This is a genomic window from Streptomyces melanosporofaciens, from assembly GCF_900105695.1.
Classification (GTDB): Bacteria; Actinomycetota; Actinomycetes; order Streptomycetales; family Streptomycetaceae; genus Streptomyces; species Streptomyces antimycoticus.
In genome coordinates, this window is sequence record NZ_FNST01000002.1 from 7,030,172 (window position 1) to 7,046,681 (window position 16,510).

Consider the following 16,510-nt stretch of genomic DNA (forward strand, 5'->3'; position numbering starts at 1 on the left):
CGCGTCGGTGCCGGTGATGGCTGGTTATTCCAGGACATGGTCCCCCCTTGAGTGATACGTGGACGTTGACCGTAGCCGCGCTCGTTGAAGAGTGAAGAGCTTGTGTCAGATGTGGTCAAGTTGTGATGAAGCGATGGGCGATGGTCAGCGCATAGATTTGGCTCACCCACCGAACGACGAAGGCGGTTGATCGCATGAGCCTGTACGACATTCCCCTGCACACCCTTACCGGCGAGCCGACCTCCCTCGGGGAGCATCGGGGCGTGGCGCTGCTGGTGGTCAATGTGGCGTCCAAGTGCGGTCTCACCCCCCAGTACGAGGGGCTCGAGCGGCTGCAGCAGCGCTATGCCGGGCGCGGGTTCACCGTGCTGGGGGTTCCGTGCAATCAGTTCGCCGGGCAGGAGCCGGGGACGAGCGAGGAGATCCAGACGTTCTGCTCGACGACCTATGGCGTGTCCTTCCCGCTGCTGGAGAAGACCGATGTCAACGGCGAGCAGCGGCATCCGCTCTACGCCGAGCTGACGCGGACGGCGGACGCGCAGGGCGAGGCGGGGGATGTGCAGTGGAACTTCGAGAAGTTCCTGATCTCGCCGGACGGCGAGGTCGTGGGCCGGTTCCGCCCGCGCACCGAGCCGGAGGCGGACGACGTCGTCGCCGCGATCGAGGCGCAGCTGCCCCGGTGAAAACGACGGCGGGTGAGGGGCCGGTGGCCCCTCACCCGCCGGGTCGGCTCGTCCCGTCTGTTCAGCCGCGTTCCGCGGCAAACGCGGCCAGCCACGCCAGCGGCGCGTTCCAGTTGATCGCCACCTCGTTGGTCGAGTACGAACCGATGTCGTCGATGTAGCACGCCGCGGGTGCGCAGCCCGGGAGCTTCTCCTGCGCCACCGGATCCTGCAGCCCCGCGTTGGCGCCGCCCGCGATCGATCCGGCGGGCGGGTTCGGCAGCGAGGCGTCGTACTGATGCGCCCAGAAGCGGTGGTGCTGGTTCTGCGCGGCGTGCTCGCCGTAGCCGGTGACGTAGGACTGGCCGAGCGCGTTGCGGCCGAGCAGATAGTCCAGAGTCTCCAGCGCTCCGGTGCGGTAGCGCCGCTGCTTGGTGAGTTCGTAGGCGATGGCCATGACGGTCGCGTTGTTGGCCACCTGGCCGTTGGAGCCCCACACATAGCCGTCCGCCGGCAGCGGTACCCCATATCCCTGGCCGGCCATCGTGCTGAGCTGTCCGTCGGCGGCCGAGATCACGGAGGCGCGGACGCGGGCGAGGTCGGTGGCGGGCAGGCGGTTGGGGACGGTGGCCAGGACGAGCCGGCCGAGGGGCGCGGTGTCCTGCCAGCTGAAGCCGTGCGGGGTGAACACATCGCTCGCGGTGTGGTACGGCGACGAGGTGACCGCGTCCCGGTACCGCGCCTCCTCGGTGGTGGCGTACAGCTCCGCCGCCGCCCAGTAGAACTCGTCGCCCACCTCGCTGTCGTCGTACGCCCCGCCGCCGGTGGAGTCCGAGCTCGGTGCGAGCACATTCGGGTTCGCCTGCGCGGCGGCCCAGGCGCGGCGCGCGGAGTCCAGACAGCGGGCGGCGAAGGCGGCGTCGTACGGTGCGTAGACCCGGGCGCACTGGGCCGCCGCGGCGGCCAGGTTGAGGGTCGCGGCGGTGGACGGCGCGTGCAGCTCGCGCGGCTCGGCGTCCTGCTCCGGACGGGTGGGCAGCCCGGTCCAGGCGGCGTCATGGACCTTGTGGAAGGCCATCCCCGCCCGTGGCTTGCCCTCCGGGATCTGCATGCGCATCAGGAACTCCAGCTCCCAGCGCCCCTCGTCGAGCACATCCGGCATCCCGTTGCCGCGCTCGGGGACGCGCAAGGTGGAGTCGCCGAGCGCCGCCGCGTGCCCCGTGCGCTTCGCGCGCTCGAAGGAGTTGACGAGCTGCCAGACCGCGAGACCGCCGTTGACCACGTATTTGCCCTGGTCACCCGCGTCGTACCAGCCGCCGCGCACATCCCGGGTGTAGTCGCACACCCCGCTGACGCAGGGCACGGCGGTGTCGCCCCGGTTGGGGGCGACCCCCAGATGGCCCGCCGGGCGGGCGTAGGCCGGACCGGCCAGTGACGCCTCGATGGGGATACCGCTGCGCTGCTGGTAGAAGAAGGACATCGCGTCCGTCCGCAGCCCGTCGTAGAGGTTCGCGCGGATGTCGAAGGGATGGCTGGTCCGGCCGTCCACGGTGAGGGTGTAGCCGGTGCCCGCCCCCTGGTACGAGGAGAAGTCCACCAGATGGGCCGACTGCCCGGAGGCGGCGTCCGCGCCCCGCACGGTGGTGCTGCCCGAGGCGGCGGTGCGGCCCGCCGCGTCGCGCAGCCGCCAGGGCAGGGCGGTGGCGCTCGCGCTCACGACGGTGGCGCGTTTGGGGCCGTCCGGCAGATAACCGAGCTGATTGACCTGGACGGCGGACGGCGCGGCGGAGGCGGCGGCCTGGGTCGTGGGGGAGTCCGCCCCGGCGGGCGCGGACTGGGCGGCGATCAGCAGCAGTGCGCCGGTCAGCAGCGCGGTGGCGGTCCGCGCACCGCGCGGACGGGGTAACAGGGGCACGGGCATGACGGACCGTCCTTGGGAAGGTGTGGAAGACGGGGGAGAAATGGGAGCGCTCCCAATTTATGTAATGATGTGATCGCAGTGCGTCAAGGGACTGGACGGGTGCACGGACCACCCCGCCCCTCCGTCACACCGCACCCGGCCCATCCGTCAGCACGGTGTGGCCTGCGACGGTGCGGTCCGCGACAAGGGGATGTGACCGATGAACGAGAACCACCTTCTGGCGGAGGGCTTCGAGGCCCACCGCGGTCATCTGCGGGCGGTGGCCTACCGCATGCTCGGCTCGCTGAGCGAGGCGGAGGACGCCGTCCAGGAGGCATGGCTGAGGCTCAGCCGCTCCGACACCGCCGCGGTGGAGAACCTGGGCGGCTGGCTGACCACCGTCGTCGGCCGGGTCTGCCTGGACATGCTGCGCTCGCGCACCGCCCGGCGCGAGGAGCCGCTGGGGGTGCACCTCCCCGACCCGGTCATCAGCGGTGAGACCGGGCCCGGCCCCGAGGACCAGGCGCTGCTCGCCGACTCCGTCGGCCTCGCCCTGCTGGTCGTCCTGGAGACGCTGGCCCCCGCCGAACGGCTGGCCTTCGTACTGCACGATCTGTTCGCCGTGCCGTTCGACGAGATCGCCCCCATCGTCGACCGCACCCCGGCCGCCGCCCGCCAGCTCGCCAGCCGCGCCCGCCGCCGGGTGCGCGGAGCGGCCCCGGTCCCCGACGCGGACCTGGCCCGGCAGCGCGAGGTCGTGAACGCCTTCCTCGCCGCCGCGCGCGACGGCGACTTCGAGGGGCTGATCTCCGTACTCGACCCGGATGTCGTCCTGCGCGCCGACTACGGCGCCGCGCCCGCGCCCGCCCCGCGCGAGGTGTACGGCGCGGCCGCCGTGGCGGACCAGGCGCTCACCTTCTCCCGCCTCAGCAGCCCGGGCCTCCTCGCCCGTCCCGCGCTCGTCAACGGGGCGGTGGGCCTGGTCAGCTCCCGGGAGGGCCGCCCGTTCTCGGTGCTGGCCTTCACGGTCACGGACGGCAGGATCGTGGCGATCGACATCCTGGCCGACCCCGAGCGGCTGAGCGGACTCGATCTGACGGTTGTGGACTGACGCCACGAGCGCGTTTCGGGGCCATCGGGCGGTCAGGCACGCAGGTAGGCGAGAACAGCGAGGACGCGTCGGTGTCCCTGGCCGTCCAGGCGGAGGTCGAGTTTCTGGAGGATGCTGCTGACATGCTTGTTGACCGCGGCCTCGGTGACATAGAGGCCGTGGGCGATCTCGCCGTTGGAGCGTCCCTCGGCCATGAGGGAGAGGACCTCCCGCTCCCGGGGGGTGAGCTGCCGCAGGGGGGCATGCCGTCGGCGCAGGAGCTGGCGCACCACTTCGGGGTCCATGACCGTCGCACCGGCGGCCACCTCCTCGACCGCGCCCGCGAATTGGGTGACGGCGCTGACCCGGTCCTTGAGCAGATAGCCGATGCCGGTCTCGCTGCCCAGGTCGAGCAGATGAGTGGCGTAGGACTGCTCGATGTACTGGCTGAGCACCAGAATGGGGAGGGTGGCGCGGTGCTCGCGGAGCGCGACCGCGGCGCGGAGGCCGTCGTCGGCGTTGCCCGGTGGCATCCGTACATCGGTGATGACGATGTCGGGGTCGTGCTCATGGGCCGCGGCGATCAGCGCGTCGGCGTCGCCGACCGCCGCCGACACCTGGTGGCCGACCCGGGTCAACACGCTGACCAGGCCGTCCCGCAACAGCGGTGAGTCTTCGGCGAGCACGATGTTCAGCGGCACGGGAGCTCCACACGCAGCAGTGTAGGGCCGCCCGCCGGGCTGGATATCCGCAGTCTGCCGTCCGCCGCGGCGACGCGGTCGGCCAGGCCGACCAGCCCGGTGCCCGCGGCCGGATCCGCCCCGCCGACGCCGTTGTCACGGACCGTCAGCGTCAGGACATCCGCTTCCAGCCGGGCGTGGACCTCGGCCTGAGTGGCCCGGCTGTGCTTGGTGGCGTTCGCCAGGGCCTCGGCGACGACGAAGTACCCCGTGCTCTCCACGGCCATGGGCAGACGGTAGGGAAGCCGGATGTCGACGGTGACCGGCAGGGCGGAGCGGCTGGTGAGGTTGCCGACGGCCGCGTCGAGTCCGTGGTCGGTGAGGGCCTTGGGGTGCACCCCTCGGCTGAGCTCACGCAACTCGCCCACGGCGAGGGTGACTTCGCTCTGGGCCAGAGCGAGTTGCCGGGCGACCGGCGAGCCCGGCTCCGCGTCAAGACCGGCCAGGCCGAGCATGACATTGATTGAGACCAGCCGCTGCTGGGCGCCGTCGTGCAGGTCGCGCTCGATCCGGCGGCGCTCGGCGTCGAAGGCGTCCACCAGACGCGCCCGGGAGGCGCGGACTTCGGTCAGCTCCCGGCCCAGTTCGCCGTCGCGCGGTGCGAGGATCAGGCGGGTCAGCGCGGCGCGGGCGCCCGCCCAGGCGGTGATGGTGTACGGCGCCGCGGGCAGCAGGCACAGGCCGATGACCAGCCACGGCCAGGCATCGGGGTCATCCATCGGCGAGGTCATGAGCAGGACGGGCAGGGCCAGGGCGAACCCGAGGACGAGTAGATCCATCCACCACAGGGCGGTCAGCGACACCGCGGTGAAACCCAGCTCCCGCCAGGTCGCGGACTCCCGCAGCCGGGTCTCCAGCCACCCCCGCGGCCCCGGGCGGTCAGGAGCCCGGTGCGGATCCGGTGCCGGGTCCAGGTCCACCAGCCGCAGCCGCCGGCGTTCGATCCGGGTGACGACGATGCCCGACAGTGCCACGGCGAGGAGGAGCCCGGCTCCCACCACCACGACCAGCGACACCAGGCCGGCCACGGCCATGGTCAGCAACGTGACCAGGGCGATCGCGCCGAAGACGACCCCGGACAGCAGATAGACCAGCGCCCGCCAGGGCCACGCCGAGGCCAGGAACCCCAAGGGATGCTGTGCGAGAGCCTGCCAGGCTGTTCGAGAAGGCACCCGCAGAAGATATGCGACCCGTCCGGCCTCGGTCGGTAGTGCGCGCACTACCTCTGATCTCGTACGCACACCAATGTGGCGGCCACCCCGCTCCCGGTGGGATGAGAGCCATGCCGATCCATGGATACAGACGTCTCTTCCGCCTGGCGATTGCCCTGTTCATCGCCTCGACGGCGTTGGGTTGCCCGGCGACCGCGCATGCCACCACCCCAACCCACCCCACGCTGAACGCCGCCTCGATCGACGCCTACGTCAACGCCTATATGAAGCGGACCGATCTGCCGGGCGCCGTGATGGCGGTCACCCGGGGCGACAAGGTCGTCCACGCGGCCGGATACGGGCACACCGCGGCCGGGCAGGCCATGACCGCGCGGACGCCGGTGCCGGTGGCCTCGCTCTCCAAGTCCATGACCGCGCTGGCCGTCATGCGGCTGGTCGAGGAGGGCCGGGTCGACCTCGACACACCGGCCCATCGCTATCTGCCCGAGTTCACGATGGCCGACCGGCGGGCCGAGAAGATCACCGTACGGCAGCTGCTGAACCAGACATCGGGCATGGCCGACTCCGCCTACCCCGACCTCACCCGGCCCCAGGCACACACCCTCACCGAGGCGGTCGCGGACATACGCGGCGCGCGGCTCGCCGCGGAGCCGGGCACCGAGTGGAACTACCATAACCCCAACTACTTCGTCTCCGCACGGCTGGTCGAGGTCGTCAGCGGGCGGCCCTTCGCGGACTACATGGCCACCGAAGTGTTCCGGCCGCTGGGCATGACCCACACCGAGTCGGTCGACACCACCGATGACATGCCCGATCACGCCCGGGGCTACGTCCGCGCCTACGGCATGATGTTCCCGCGCTCCCACCCCCGCTGGTTCACGGCCGGCGGCCACGGCGTCGTCACCACGGCGGACGACCTCTCCCGGTGGCTGATCGCCCAGAACAACCAGGGCGTGTCCGCGGCGGGGCGGCGCGTCGTCTCCGCCCGGAGCGTCGACGTCATGCACACCCCGCCGAAGGACCGCGAGTACGCGATGGGCTGGTCCCTGAGCCCCGCTGGCGAACAGCCCCGGCAGATCCGGCACACCGGTGAACTCCTGACCCACAACGCCATCCAGACCCTGCTGCCCGACAGCCGGACCGGCATCGCGATCGTGACCAACACCGGCATGATCTCCGGAGACGACGCCGCGGTCATGCTCGACGGGCTGGTCGACCTGGCCCAGGGCAAGTCGCCGACGGTGCGCACTCCGTTCACGATGAAGGCCGACTACGCCCTCGCGGCGCTGACCCTGCTGGCGATCGCGCTGGGTGTGCTCGGAGCCGTTCGGGCACGCCGCTGGGCACGGCGCACCGCGGGCCGGGCGCTGTGGCGAGTGGGCTTGCGCATGCTGCCCTGCGCCGTCCCCATCGTCCTCTTCGCCCTACTCACCGACCTGGTGGACCTGTTCATGAACCGCGAGGGAACCCTGGCTCAGGTCAGCTACGTCTGGCCCGCCCTCGTCATCTGGTCGGCCGCGGCCGCCCTGGCCGCGACCGCGGTGATCAGCGCGCGGTCGCTCGCCGTGATCCGGGCCCGGAGGGCCCGTGTTCTGGCGGCGCCCGGCGCCCAGGACGAGCGGGTGGACGCAGAGCAGGTATTCGTCGGTGAGGCCCGCCGGGGAAAGTGACTGAATCAACGCGCCCGGACCTCTTTCCGGACGCACCGCTCTGGTTCCGATGCGGTTCCGGCTGGCCATCACCGCCTGACGGCTCGGTGGGGTCCGGTTTTCAACCGGCTTGAGAACCGGACCCTATATGCCATGAGGGTCCTGCATATTGAGATATGGGCCGGTAACGAGTGGCAGCGGGTGCACAGGCTGTCCGCTAACGGGGCGACCTTCGAGCCCCCTGAGCAGGGCAGTCATGAGGATCACTTGGCGGACGAGCTGGAGAAGTTCTTGAGCAAGGCGCCCGATGTCTTCTGGGCCGAGACGGGCCAGGTACCGGACGGCGTTCTGTTTGGCCAGGGGGCGGCGCGGCGCCCGGGACGGCCTACGGGGGCGGGCGGGACTGCGATCCCTCCCGCTGGGCTGCCTCCCTCCGGGCACGCTTCAACTCCTGCCACGCCTTCCAAGCACGCCAGATGAAAACAAAGATCGGGCAACTGATCGATGAAGTCCTTGAGAGCGAAGAGCACGATCGACAGAATGGCTCCTCAGGGCACGTTCACGACAGATAACGCACTATCGGTAGGCTATGTCCAGACACAAGGCGTTTGGGTGCCGAGCTGCTGAAACGCTCCCGAACCCGCTGCGAGGCGTGCAGCGGGGGTCGGGAATGGTGACGAAGTCGGGCGACCTACGCGGCCACCGGGGGGTCCTCGCCGTCTGCCGAGGGCGGCTGTTCGTCGGGCTGGGGCTTCTCCGGCCCTTTGAAACACCGCCACGCGTCGCGTGCACGCCCGGCGGAGTCGATCACGTCCGGGACCTGGTCGAGCAACCCCTTCACGGAGAAGAGGAAGATCGCTGCCACGCCAGCGATGGCGAGAATAAGGAGGACTGCGCCGTCCACCGATCCCTACCTTCCCTGTCATGGGTCGGATCGGGCGCAGGCAACCTCGATCCAAACCCTTTCGGTTTGGGTCGAGACACCCGCGCTGACGCACAAAAGCGCAAATGTTCTCAGGGGGGTGTCAAGGCACAACTGAGCCCCACCCCAATTGTGACCGGGGTGGGGCTCAGGCGCTGGTCAGGCGGAGTCCGGTTTTCCCAGGAGGAGTTCGTCACCGGCGGGGAAGCGCGCCGCGCCCCCTTCCTCCCAGATGACCACGACGGCTAACCCGCCCATCGGCCCTTGGGCGGTCGACGCCTCCTTGACCGTGCGCCACTCGCCGTCGTAGCCGATCACGTCACCCGGGCCGATCAGGGCAGCGCACTTGGTGGGCAGGCTTAACCGTTCTTGTCGGCGGGCCTGATGCGGTCCAAAGGGGCTTCCCACTCAAGGCCACCTCCCCTCGGTCGCATGAACGCTGTTTGGCTGAACAGCTTTCCGGTGCCCTTGACGCGCTCCTCGATCACGCCTTGCAGCTCGCCCGTCTGACCGGTCTCGGCGTCTTCGACGAGTGTGCCCTTTGGATACGGCAGATCGCCGTGGCTGAGCACCGTCGGCAGCTTCTGTTCTGTCTGTGTCATGATCCCTTGTCCCACCTGGGCATATATGGCTCACACAAGAGAACTGCCGCCGTGCAAAGCGAACTTGCACACCTCTTGCACAAGGCGCAAGCGCGTGAGTGCTGAGAGTGAGAAGATGGATCAGAGGTAACGGCAGTCGAGCGGGGAAGACGCACACCATGAGCGTGACCAAGATTCCCGGACCCGGTGCGAATGTGGCCGTTTGTCGCAAGGCGCGCGGCTTCAGCCAGGTTGCCCTTGCCCGGCGTGCTGGCGTGTCGGTTTCGCTGCTCAGCAAGATCGAGGTAGGCGACCGCGCGCTGACCCAGGGCATTGCCGCCGCTCTCGCTCGGGCGATGGGGCTGACGCTGGATGAGCTGCTGGGCACGGCCCCCGTCGAGCGCACCGACGAGAACAGCCTTGCTGCCCTCAATTACGCCATTCGGCGGTTCGACATTCCCGATACGCCGCCGTCACACCCTGAGGACCTTCCGCGCGAGCTTGCCGAGCTGAACGAGCACCGGTACCGGACCGAGCTGTCGGCGGTGTTGCGGAAGCTCCCGGGCGTGCTGGCAGACGCGACGAACTACGCGCACGCCACCCAGTCGCCCGATGCCTGGACCCGTGTCGCCGACACGTACTCGGTGATCTACTGGCTGGCCGCCCGACACCGCTGGATGCACCTCGCCGAGCTGGCCGTCATGAAGCAGCGGCTGGCCGCCGAGCGTGCGCACCCCATCGCGGCCACGGTGGCCGCCCGGGACGAGGCCGGAGCCTTCCTGAACTCCGGGGACTTCGCGGGCGGGTTGGCGATTGTGGACCGTGCCGTTGTTGAGGCCGAGTCGACCTTGCGAGGCCATGACCGCGCCTATGGCCTGGGCATCCTGCACCTGCGGGGGCTGACGCTGGCCGGTCGGATCAAGGACAAGGCAACCGCTCAACGGCATATTGCGGCAGCGTGGCAGGTGGCCGAGGAGTTCCCTGAGGACGTCGAGGACCATGGCATCCACTTCGGGCCCGAGAACACAGCTGTGCATGTCATTTCGACGGCCTCTGACATGGAGGACTACCGCGAGTCTCTCAACACGGCGGACGACCTGATCCGGGGCGGGGTGACGCTTCCGGCCACGCGCGTTGGCCCGCTGCACATGAACATCAGCCGGTCAAAGCTCGCCCTGGGGGACCGTGACGGGGCTCTCGAATCGCTCGAAGCGGCTTGGGACGTCGCCCCGGAGATGGCCCGTGTCCATCCGACCAGCCAAGAGCTGATGCGTGTGCTCACGTCGCTGCACCGACGCAGCAACCCGAGGCTTACGCGGCTGGCCAAGCGCGCTGGCGTGCCCTTCTGAGGTCAGCCGTCATCGAGAGCAGGGACCCACTCCGATACTCCCGTTGAGCTGGCGTGAGTTGGCTTTACGTCAGTTGCTGTGAACCCGGGGGCTGAAGATGGCGGACACCACGGACGACGATGACGGCATCCCTGAGTCCGGGATCTCTGGCGGGATGGTGCACGGTCCGGTGGTGCAGTCGGGCGTCATCAGCAACATCCACATCAACGGAAGTGTCAATAGCGGGCATGTTTATCAGGCTTCTCGCGATCTAAGCCTTCCCGAACGGCGACAGAAGTTCCACTTCGACTTCCTGAACCACACGCTGAAGCAGGCAGAGTGGACGTTCCGCCTGAGCGTGCTGTTCATGACTGGCGGCTCCTTAATTATCCTTGCGGGGGGAGTGCTGGCGCTGGTTCACGCCGGTAACCCTGACCTCAGCTACCTGCCGTTGGTGACGAGCCTGACGGGTGCACTTATCACGGTCGGCGGCGGTGCGCTGGCGCTCCACTCGAAGCGAACCATGGCCAACCTGACGAAGGCGGCCGAGGACAACGAGAAGAAGATCGACATCGACCCCGCTTCGGCGGTGCGGCCCCAGGTTCCCCGCCGTGTTCGGCACCCGGCGCAACGCCGACGACGGGAACCCCCAATGCCTGCACCCACATTCAGCCCTGACGCGTTGGGCCAGATCCGGCGCGAGCGTGGTGTGACTCAGCGGAAGCTCGCCGCCGCGATCGGCCGCGACTTCACCTCGATCTCGATGTACGAGAACGGCCGGTCGACGCCCTCGGTCGACGTGCTGGCGGCCATCGCCGATCTCCTCGGCGCCCACATGGACGACTTCGTCCGGACGGCAGCCGAGCTGGGCATCGGCGCGGCACACGACGGTCCGGCCCCGACCCCCGACTCCCTGTCGGCCGCCCTGACAACGCCCCTGGCCCACGGGACCCGGGCCCGGGCCAGGGCCGTGGCGGGCAGGATGCGCACCGACGGGACGACGGTGGCGGCGAAGCTGCTGCTCGCCGCCGGGGCGTCGGATGGTCAGGCGTGGTCCCCGAGGGGCCGATAGGTGGCGATGACGATGCCGGTGGCCGTCGGGGTCGCGTCGGCGAGACGGAACGCGATGGGCCCGAAGCCGTCGGCGAACAGGCGGCGCCCGGCGCCCAGGACGAGCGGGTGGACGCAGAGCAGGTATTCGTCGACGAGGCCCAGCGGGGAAAGTGACTGGATCAACGCGCCGCTGCCCATGATGTGCAGGTCGTCGCCCGGGGTCTGCTTGAGCCCGGCGACCGCCGCGGGGATGTCGCCGCTGAGCAGCGTGGAATTGGGCCACGGGAGGGGCTCGGCCAGGGTGTTGGACGCGACGTACTTGGGGGCGTTGTTGAGGGCGTCGCGGAACGGGCTGTCCTGGGTGTTCCAGTGGCCCAGCACCTCCTGGTAGGTGCGGCGCCCCAGGAGATACCCACTGCTCGCGGCCAGCCGCCGCCCCCACGCCCTCCCGACGGCCTCGTCCCCGTCCCGCTCAGCGGCCCAGCCGCCAAGGGCGAACCCGCCACGAGTGTCCTCATCGGCCCGGCCGGGCCCTTGCATGACACCGTCCAGGGTGACGTGGCTGATAACGACGATCCTCATGGCACTCCCGTCCCGCGGTTTCGCTTCTTCGTCCGGTGCCTTCCATGACTCCGGACCACGGAGAAACTCATCGCCGGGGCGCATGGGGGCGGCGGCCCTCAGCCCCCTTCGTGGCGGGCCAGGGTGCGGCGGGCCGTGGCCGCCATCGCCTCGTCGACCATCCGCCCCTCGAAGAGCACCGCCCCCGCGCCCTCGGCCTGTGCTCGCTCCACCGCCGCGATCAGCCGTTCACAGCGGGCCAGTTCCTCGGCGTCCGGTGCGAACACCTCGTTGACCACCGGCACATGGGACGGGTGGATCACCGCCATCCCCTCGTACCCCAGGGCGCGGTTCTGCTCGGCGAAGCGCCGCAGCCCCGCGAGGTCCGCGACGTCCGCCCATAGCCCGGCCACGGGGTGGGGGCGGTCCGCGGCGCGTGCGTCGAGCAGCGCGCGGGCCCGCAGTTCACGGGTCTCCTCGCCCTCGGGGCTCCAGCGGTAGCCGATCGCCCGCTCCACATCCCCGCCCGGGGCGGTCACCGCGCCCAGGTGGGCGATCCGGGCGGCGGCCCGGCCGATGGCGTACGCCTCGCGCAGTCCGCGCGCCGTCTCCAGCAGTGGCAGCAGGGCGAAATGGCCCTCGGGGAGGCCGTGTTCGCGCTCGCACCACGCCAGCAGCCGGTCGGCGGTGGTCACGTCCTCCGGGCCGCTCACCTTGGGCAGCACGATGCCGTAGAGCCCGGGGCGGGCCACCGCTCGCAGGTCGTCGGCGCCCTGCCAGCCCGTGGCGCGGTCCAGCGCGTTGATCCGTACGAGCAGCCGCATGGAAGCGGGTGTTCCGGCCGTCACCTGGTCGGCGGCCCCGGCCACGGCCCCGGCCACCGCCTCGCGTGCCGCCGCCTTGCCGTCCTCCGGTACGGCGTCCTCCAGGTCGAGGATGGCCGCGTCGGCGCCCGCCGCCTCCGCCTTGGGCAGCCAGTCGGTCCGGCTGCCGGGTACGAAGAGCAGGGAGCGCAGGGGGACGCGCTGCGGCGTCACGCCCGTTGCGTCCATCGCGTCCATCGCGTCCGTCGCGCCCGTAGCGCCGTCAGATGACACCCTCGGCCTCCAGTTTCGCCAGCCTTCCGTCGTCGATGCCCAGCCAGTCCCCGTAGACCAGCGCGTTGTCCGCGCCGAGCGCGGGGCCGGTCCGCCATACCGCGCCGGGGGAGCGGTGGAAGCGCGGGATCACCGACTGCATCCGCACCGGGCCGAGGTCGGCGTCGTCCACCGTGATGATGTCCTCGCGTTCGGCGTAGATCGGGTCGGCGGCGATGTCGGCGGCGGTGAACACCCGCGAGGCCACCACTTCGGCCTGTTCGAACGCCGCCAGGCACTCGGCCGCCGGGCGCACCGCGACCCAGTCCCGCAGCGCCGCGTCGAGCCGCTCGCGGCCCGCGTGTTGCTGGTCCACGGTGGCGAACTCCTCGTCGGGCAGGCCCAGCAGCCGTACCACATTGCGCACCGAGCGGATGGTGGCGGAGGTGACGGTGAGCCAGTCGCCGTCGGCGCTGCGGTAGGTGTTGATGACGGCGGCCGGGGCGACGGCCAGTTGGTTGCCCGCCCGTTCGGGGGCCACCCCGAGCTGGTCGTACGCGATGATCTGCCACTCCACCAGGCGATACAGCGGCTCGAACAGCGCCAGGTCGATCCACTCGCCCTCGAAGTCCGGATCGGTGTCACGGCGGTGCACGGCGGCCAGGATCGCGAACGCGCCCATCAGCCCGGTGACGGCGTCGCCGTGCGAGAAACCGGTGTGCACGGGCGGGCCGTCCGGGAAGCCGGTCAGATGGACCACACCGCTGCGGGCCTCGCCCATCTTCCCGAAGCCGGGCGCGTCGGCGCGGGAAGAGGTCGCGCCGAAGCCGGAGATCTGCAGCAGGATCGCGGTGGGGTTGAGCGCGTGGACGGCCTCCCAGTCCAGGCCCCAGGCGCGCAGCCGGCCCGCCCGGAGCGTCACGATCACCACATCGGCCCAGGCGATCAGCTCCCGGGCGACCTCCCGGCCCTCCTCGTGGTGCAGATCCAGGGTCACCGAGCGCTTGTTGCGGCCCGCCACCTTGAACCAGAGCGGAACGCCGTCGCGCCGCGGCCCCATCGCCCTCGCCGCGTCACCGGAGCCCGGCGGCTCCACGTGGACGACATCCGCCCCTTGGTCGGCGAGCATCCCCCCGGCGAGCGGGCCCGCCACCACATGGGCGAACTCCACCACCTTCAGCCCTGTGAGCTGTCCTTGCCGTGTGCTGGTCTGGTCCTCCATGCGGCCAGGCTGCGGGGTGGGGTGTATGCGCGTCCAGCAATGAAAGGGGATCAATTCATGCGGATCTTGCAAGGATCGCCGTTGAAGGTCGCCGTTGAAGGTCGCCGTTGCGCGTCGCCGTTGAACGGCACCGCTGAACGGCGCCCCCGGCCTCACCACGCCCCGTCGTCCGCCTCCTCCCACGCCACCCCCGCCGGCAGGGCATCGGCGGTGGAGCGGAACTCCTCCAGCTGCTCCAGGAAGCGGCGCGCCCCCGGCGGCAGGGTGCGGCGCGTCGGCAGGACGACATACAACCGGCGCTCCACCACCGGCCCCACCAGCGGGCGCCGCACCAGCCGGCCCGGCACCACCAGCGGATGGACCAGGGCCGGCAGCGCGGAGACGCCGAGTCCCGCGGACACCAGCCCGCCCACCGTGGCCACGCTCGACGCCTCGGCCGTCGGGTTCGCCTCCATGCCGGCCTGGGCGAAGGCCGCGTCGGTCATCCGGCGCACGCTGGAGTCGGTGCCCACCGCGAGAAACGGCTCCCGGCCCAGCTCCTCCCAGGTCACCTCCTCCCGCTCGGCCAGCGGATGGTGCTCCGGGAGCACCGCGTCGAAGCGGTCGCGCACCAGCGGCCGCAGCGTGATGCCCGGGGCGCGCCGGGCCACCGTGCTGACCGCGAAGTCGGCATCCCCGTCGACCACCCGCTCCAGCACCGAGCGCTCGAGCCCGTCCAACAGCCGTACGGTCATCTCCGGGCGCCGCGCGCGGAAGGCGGAGATCACCGGCGGCAGCAGCACGGCCGCGACCGACGGCAGGGTCGCCAGGGCCACCGCACCGCGCTCACCGGCCCCGTAGCGCCCGAGCTGGGCCAGGCCCGCGCGGTGAGCGGAGAGGATCTGGTCGGCGATCCGCAGCGCCTCGGCGCCCGCCGGGGTGAGCCGCACATTGCGGGTGTCCCGCTCCAGCAGCCGCATCCCCAGCGTCCGTTCCAGATCGGCGACCGCGCGGCTCAGCGACGACTGGGACACATGCAGTTCGGCGGCGGCCGCGGTGAAGCTCACGGCGCGCGCGACCGCCGCGTACGCGGTCAGCTGGCGCAGGGTGACGTCCATGCTCCGTGAGCGTAGGCGGCGGGGCCGCGCGGCGGAACTGTTGCGCAGATCGCATGGATAGATCTGTGTTCAATGCTGGACGCGGATCTATCCCCGCTCGGAAACTCTTCGGCAGCACCCGACCGGACGAGGAAGCGAGCGGCCATGCTGGCAGCACTGGGATTCTGCACGATCGGCGGCTTCCTGCTGCTGACCATGTTCAAACGGGTCTCGGTGCTGGTCGCCCTCGTCCTCACGCCCGTGGTCACCGCGGTCATCGCCGGATACGGTGACGATCTGGGCCCGATGGCGCTCGACGGCCTATCGAAGGTCGCCCCGACCGGCATCATGATCGCCTTCGCGGTGCTCTACTTCAGCCTGATGATCGACGCGGGCCTCTTCGAACCGCTGATCCGCGGCATTCTGCGGGCCGCCAAGAACGACCCGGTACGGATCACGGTCGGCACCGCCGTGCTGACCGTGTGCGTCGGGCTCGACGGCGACGGCGCCTCGACCTTCCTCATCAGCATCTCCGCGATGCTCCCGGTCTATCAGCGGCTCGGGATGAGCCGGCTGGTGCTCGCCGGGGTGGTGGGCCTGGGCGCGGGCGTGATGAACATGATTCCGTGGGGCGGGCCGACGGCCCGCGCCGCCGCGGCTCTGAAGATCGACACGTCCGACATCATCACGCCGCTGCTGCCCGCCCTCGCCGCCGGTATCGCCTGGGTGCTCCTGGCCGCCTATCTCATCGGACGGCGTGAGCGGCGGCGGCTCGAAGCCGTCGAGCCCGCCCCGCGGGCCGAGGTGGCGGTCGGGGACGGCCCCGGCACACCCCGGGTCGCCGCCCGCCCCGGCCTCGCGCTGACCGCCTTCAATCTGCTGCTCACCGTGGCGCTGCTGGTCTGCCTGGTGCTGGAGGCCATGCCGCTGCCCGTTCTCTTCGTCTTCGCCTTCGTCCTCGCGCTGCTGGTCAACCACCCCCGCTGGGAGGACCAGCAGGAGCTGCTGGAGCGGCACGGCAAGAGCGTGGTGCTCGTCACCACCATGATCTTCGCGGCCGGGGTGTTCACCGGCATCCTCGGCGGCACCGGGATGATCGGGAAGATGGCCGAGGCGCTGGTCGACATCATCCCCGACGGGCTGGGCGGACATCTGCCGGTGCTCGTGGCCGTCACCAGCATGCCGCTGAGCCTCGTTCTCACCCCGGACGCCTACTACTTCGGCGTTCTGCCGGTGCTCGCCGGGACCGCCGACGCCTTCGGCACCGACCACGCCGAAATCGCCCGCGCCGCCGTCCTCGGCCAGATGACCACCGGCTTCCCGCTGAGCCCGCTCACCGCCGCGACCTTCATCCTCCTCAGCATGAGCGGCGTCCAGCTCGGGGAGCACCAGCGCTTCCTCTTCCGCTGGGCCTTCGGCACCACGCTCGTGATGACCGCCGCCGCCCTCGCGACGGGCGCCCTGCCGCTCTGACCCGG

16 protein-coding genes are annotated in these 16,510 nt (G+C 70.6%); 6 read left to right on the plus strand and 10 right to left on the minus strand.

What is annotated here, in order from left to right; translation table 11 throughout:
* Positions 1–194 precede the first annotated feature (194 nt).
* A complete protein-coding gene (locus tag BLV72_RS33390) occupies positions 195–683 on the plus strand; it encodes a glutathione peroxidase (protein ID WP_093467030.1) in 489 nt (162 codons plus the stop codon).
* A 61-nt stretch (positions 684–744) separates the two neighbouring features.
* Here BLV72_RS33390 and BLV72_RS33395 read toward each other — a convergent pair whose 3' ends face one another.
* Positions 745–2,583 (minus strand): glycoside hydrolase family 9 protein, encoded by a 1,839-nt coding sequence (locus BLV72_RS33395; protein ID WP_093467032.1) that lies wholly within the window; start codon positions 2,581–2,583, stop codon positions 745–747.
* A 199-nt stretch (positions 2,584–2,782) separates the two neighbouring features.
* Here BLV72_RS33395 and sigJ point away from each other — a divergent pair, with 199 nt between their 5' ends.
* The gene (gene sigJ / locus BLV72_RS33400; protein WP_093467033.1) at positions 2,783–3,673 is read left to right on the plus strand and encodes an RNA polymerase sigma factor SigJ; all 891 of its coding nucleotides are present in this window, start codon (positions 2,783–2,785) and stop codon (positions 3,671–3,673) included.
* 32 nt (positions 3,674–3,705) lie between these two features.
* On the opposite strand, the gene BLV72_RS33405 is transcribed toward sigJ, so the two are convergent.
* Together BLV72_RS33405 and BLV72_RS33410 are read right to left on the minus strand one after the other, a co-directional pair.
* A complete protein-coding gene (locus tag BLV72_RS33405; protein WP_093467035.1) occupies positions 3,706–4,353 on the minus strand; it encodes a response regulator transcription factor in 648 nt (215 codons plus the stop codon).
* Positions 4,344–5,564 (minus strand): sensor histidine kinase, encoded by a 1,221-nt coding sequence (locus tag BLV72_RS33410; RefSeq protein WP_093470696.1) that lies wholly within the window; start codon positions 5,562–5,564, stop codon positions 4,344–4,346. Before BLV72_RS33410 ends, BLV72_RS33405 begins: the two co-directional genes overlap by 10 nt.
* A gap of 110 nt (positions 5,565–5,674) precedes the next feature.
* On the opposite strand from BLV72_RS33410, the gene BLV72_RS47470 reads away from it, so the two are divergent.
* On the plus strand, positions 5,675–7,234 hold the full coding sequence (locus BLV72_RS47470; protein ID WP_093467036.1) for a serine hydrolase domain-containing protein: 1,560 nt from the start codon (positions 5,675–5,677) through the stop codon (positions 7,232–7,234).
* A 670-nt stretch (positions 7,235–7,904) separates the two neighbouring features.
* On the opposite strand, the gene BLV72_RS33425 is transcribed toward BLV72_RS47470, so the two are convergent.
* The 3 genes from BLV72_RS33425 to BLV72_RS33435 all read right to left on the minus strand — a co-directional run bounded on the left by BLV72_RS33425 (position 7,905) and on the right by BLV72_RS33435 (position 8,737).
* Entirely contained in the window at positions 7,905–8,117 is a 213-nt protein-coding gene (locus BLV72_RS33425) for a hypothetical protein (protein WP_093467039.1), read from the minus strand.
* 177 nt (positions 8,118–8,294) lie between these two features.
* The gene (locus tag BLV72_RS50365) at positions 8,295–8,453 is read right to left on the minus strand and encodes a hypothetical protein (protein WP_020866399.1); all 159 of its coding nucleotides are present in this window, start codon (positions 8,451–8,453) and stop codon (positions 8,295–8,297) included.
* Positions 8,454–8,494: 41 nt separating this feature from the next.
* A complete protein-coding gene (locus BLV72_RS33435; protein ID WP_093467041.1) occupies positions 8,495–8,737 on the minus strand; it encodes a hypothetical protein in 243 nt (80 codons plus the stop codon).
* A gap of 158 nt (positions 8,738–8,895) precedes the next feature.
* Between BLV72_RS33435 and BLV72_RS33440 the strand changes: the two genes are divergently transcribed.
* Together BLV72_RS33440 and BLV72_RS50370 are read left to right on the plus strand one after the other, a co-directional pair.
* The gene (locus BLV72_RS33440) at positions 8,896–10,065 is read left to right on the plus strand and encodes a helix-turn-helix domain-containing protein (protein WP_093467042.1); all 1,170 of its coding nucleotides are present in this window, start codon (positions 8,896–8,898) and stop codon (positions 10,063–10,065) included.
* Between the two features lie 97 nt (positions 10,066–10,162).
* Complete coding sequence (locus BLV72_RS50370; protein ID WP_244321137.1) at positions 10,163–11,116, plus strand: helix-turn-helix domain-containing protein; 954 nt, start codon at positions 10,163–10,165, stop codon at positions 11,114–11,116.
* On the opposite strand, the gene BLV72_RS33455 is transcribed toward BLV72_RS50370, so the two are convergent.
* From BLV72_RS33455 to BLV72_RS33470, 4 genes are all read right to left on the minus strand, one after another.
* Positions 11,089–11,679, minus strand: coding sequence for a dihydrofolate reductase family protein (locus BLV72_RS33455; protein WP_093467044.1), 591 nt, complete (start codon positions 11,677–11,679; stop codon positions 11,089–11,091). The genes BLV72_RS50370 and BLV72_RS33455 overlap by 28 nt on opposite strands.
* 98 nt (positions 11,680–11,777) lie before the next feature.
* Positions 11,778–12,755, minus strand: coding sequence for an HpcH/HpaI aldolase/citrate lyase family protein (locus BLV72_RS33460; protein ID WP_244321138.1), 978 nt, complete (start codon positions 12,753–12,755; stop codon positions 11,778–11,780).
* A complete protein-coding gene (locus BLV72_RS33465) occupies positions 12,745–13,956 on the minus strand; it encodes a CaiB/BaiF CoA transferase family protein (RefSeq protein ID WP_093467045.1) in 1,212 nt (403 codons plus the stop codon). The genes BLV72_RS33460 and BLV72_RS33465 overlap by 11 nt, the downstream gene beginning before the upstream one ends.
* 152 nt (positions 13,957–14,108) lie before the next feature.
* Positions 14,109–15,053: a LysR family transcriptional regulator gene (locus BLV72_RS33470; protein WP_093467047.1), complete on the minus strand. Its 945-nt coding sequence runs from the start codon at positions 15,051–15,053 to the stop codon at positions 14,109–14,111.
* A gap of 144 nt (positions 15,054–15,197) precedes the next feature.
* Between BLV72_RS33470 and BLV72_RS33475 the strand changes: the two genes are divergently transcribed.
* Positions 15,198–16,505 carry a CitMHS family transporter gene (locus BLV72_RS33475; protein ID WP_167746439.1) on the plus strand — a complete coding sequence of 436 codons (1,308 nt, stop codon included), beginning with the start codon at positions 15,198–15,200 and terminating at the stop codon, positions 16,503–16,505.
* The last annotated feature ends 5 nt before the right edge of the window (positions 16,506–16,510 follow it).

Excerpts from the sequence above, each read along its gene's own strand:
- sigJ (WP_093467033.1), top strand. The coding sequence starts at position 2,783 with ATGAACGAGAACCACCTTCTGGCGGAGGGCTTCGAGGCCCACCGCGGT.
- BLV72_RS33475 (WP_167746439.1), top strand. The coding sequence starts at position 15,198 with ATGCTGGCAGCACTGGGATTCTGCACGATCGGCGGCTTCCTGCTGCTG.
- BLV72_RS33455 (WP_093467044.1), bottom strand. The coding sequence starts at position 11,679 with ATGAGGATCGTCGTTATCAGCCACGTCACCCTGGACGGTGTCATGCAA.
- BLV72_RS33390 (WP_093467030.1), top strand. The coding sequence starts at position 195 with ATGAGCCTGTACGACATTCCCCTGCACACCCTTACCGGCGAGCCGACC.
- BLV72_RS33395 (WP_093467032.1), bottom strand. The coding sequence starts at position 2,583 with ATGCCCGTGCCCCTGTTACCCCGTCCGCGCGGTGCGCGGACCGCCACC.
- BLV72_RS33440 (WP_093467042.1), top strand. The coding sequence starts at position 8,896 with ATGAGCGTGACCAAGATTCCCGGACCCGGTGCGAATGTGGCCGTTTGT.
- BLV72_RS47470 (WP_093467036.1), top strand. The coding sequence starts at position 5,675 with ATGCCGATCCATGGATACAGACGTCTCTTCCGCCTGGCGATTGCCCTG.
- BLV72_RS33435 (WP_093467041.1), bottom strand. The coding sequence starts at position 8,737 with ATGACACAGACAGAACAGAAGCTGCCGACGGTGCTCAGCCACGGCGAT.
- BLV72_RS50370 (WP_244321137.1), top strand. The coding sequence starts at position 10,163 with ATGGCGGACACCACGGACGACGATGACGGCATCCCTGAGTCCGGGATC.
- BLV72_RS33470 (WP_093467047.1), bottom strand. The coding sequence starts at position 15,053 with ATGGACGTCACCCTGCGCCAGCTGACCGCGTACGCGGCGGTCGCGCGC.
- BLV72_RS33465 (WP_093467045.1), bottom strand. The coding sequence starts at position 13,956 with ATGGAGGACCAGACCAGCACACGGCAAGGACAGCTCACAGGGCTGAAG.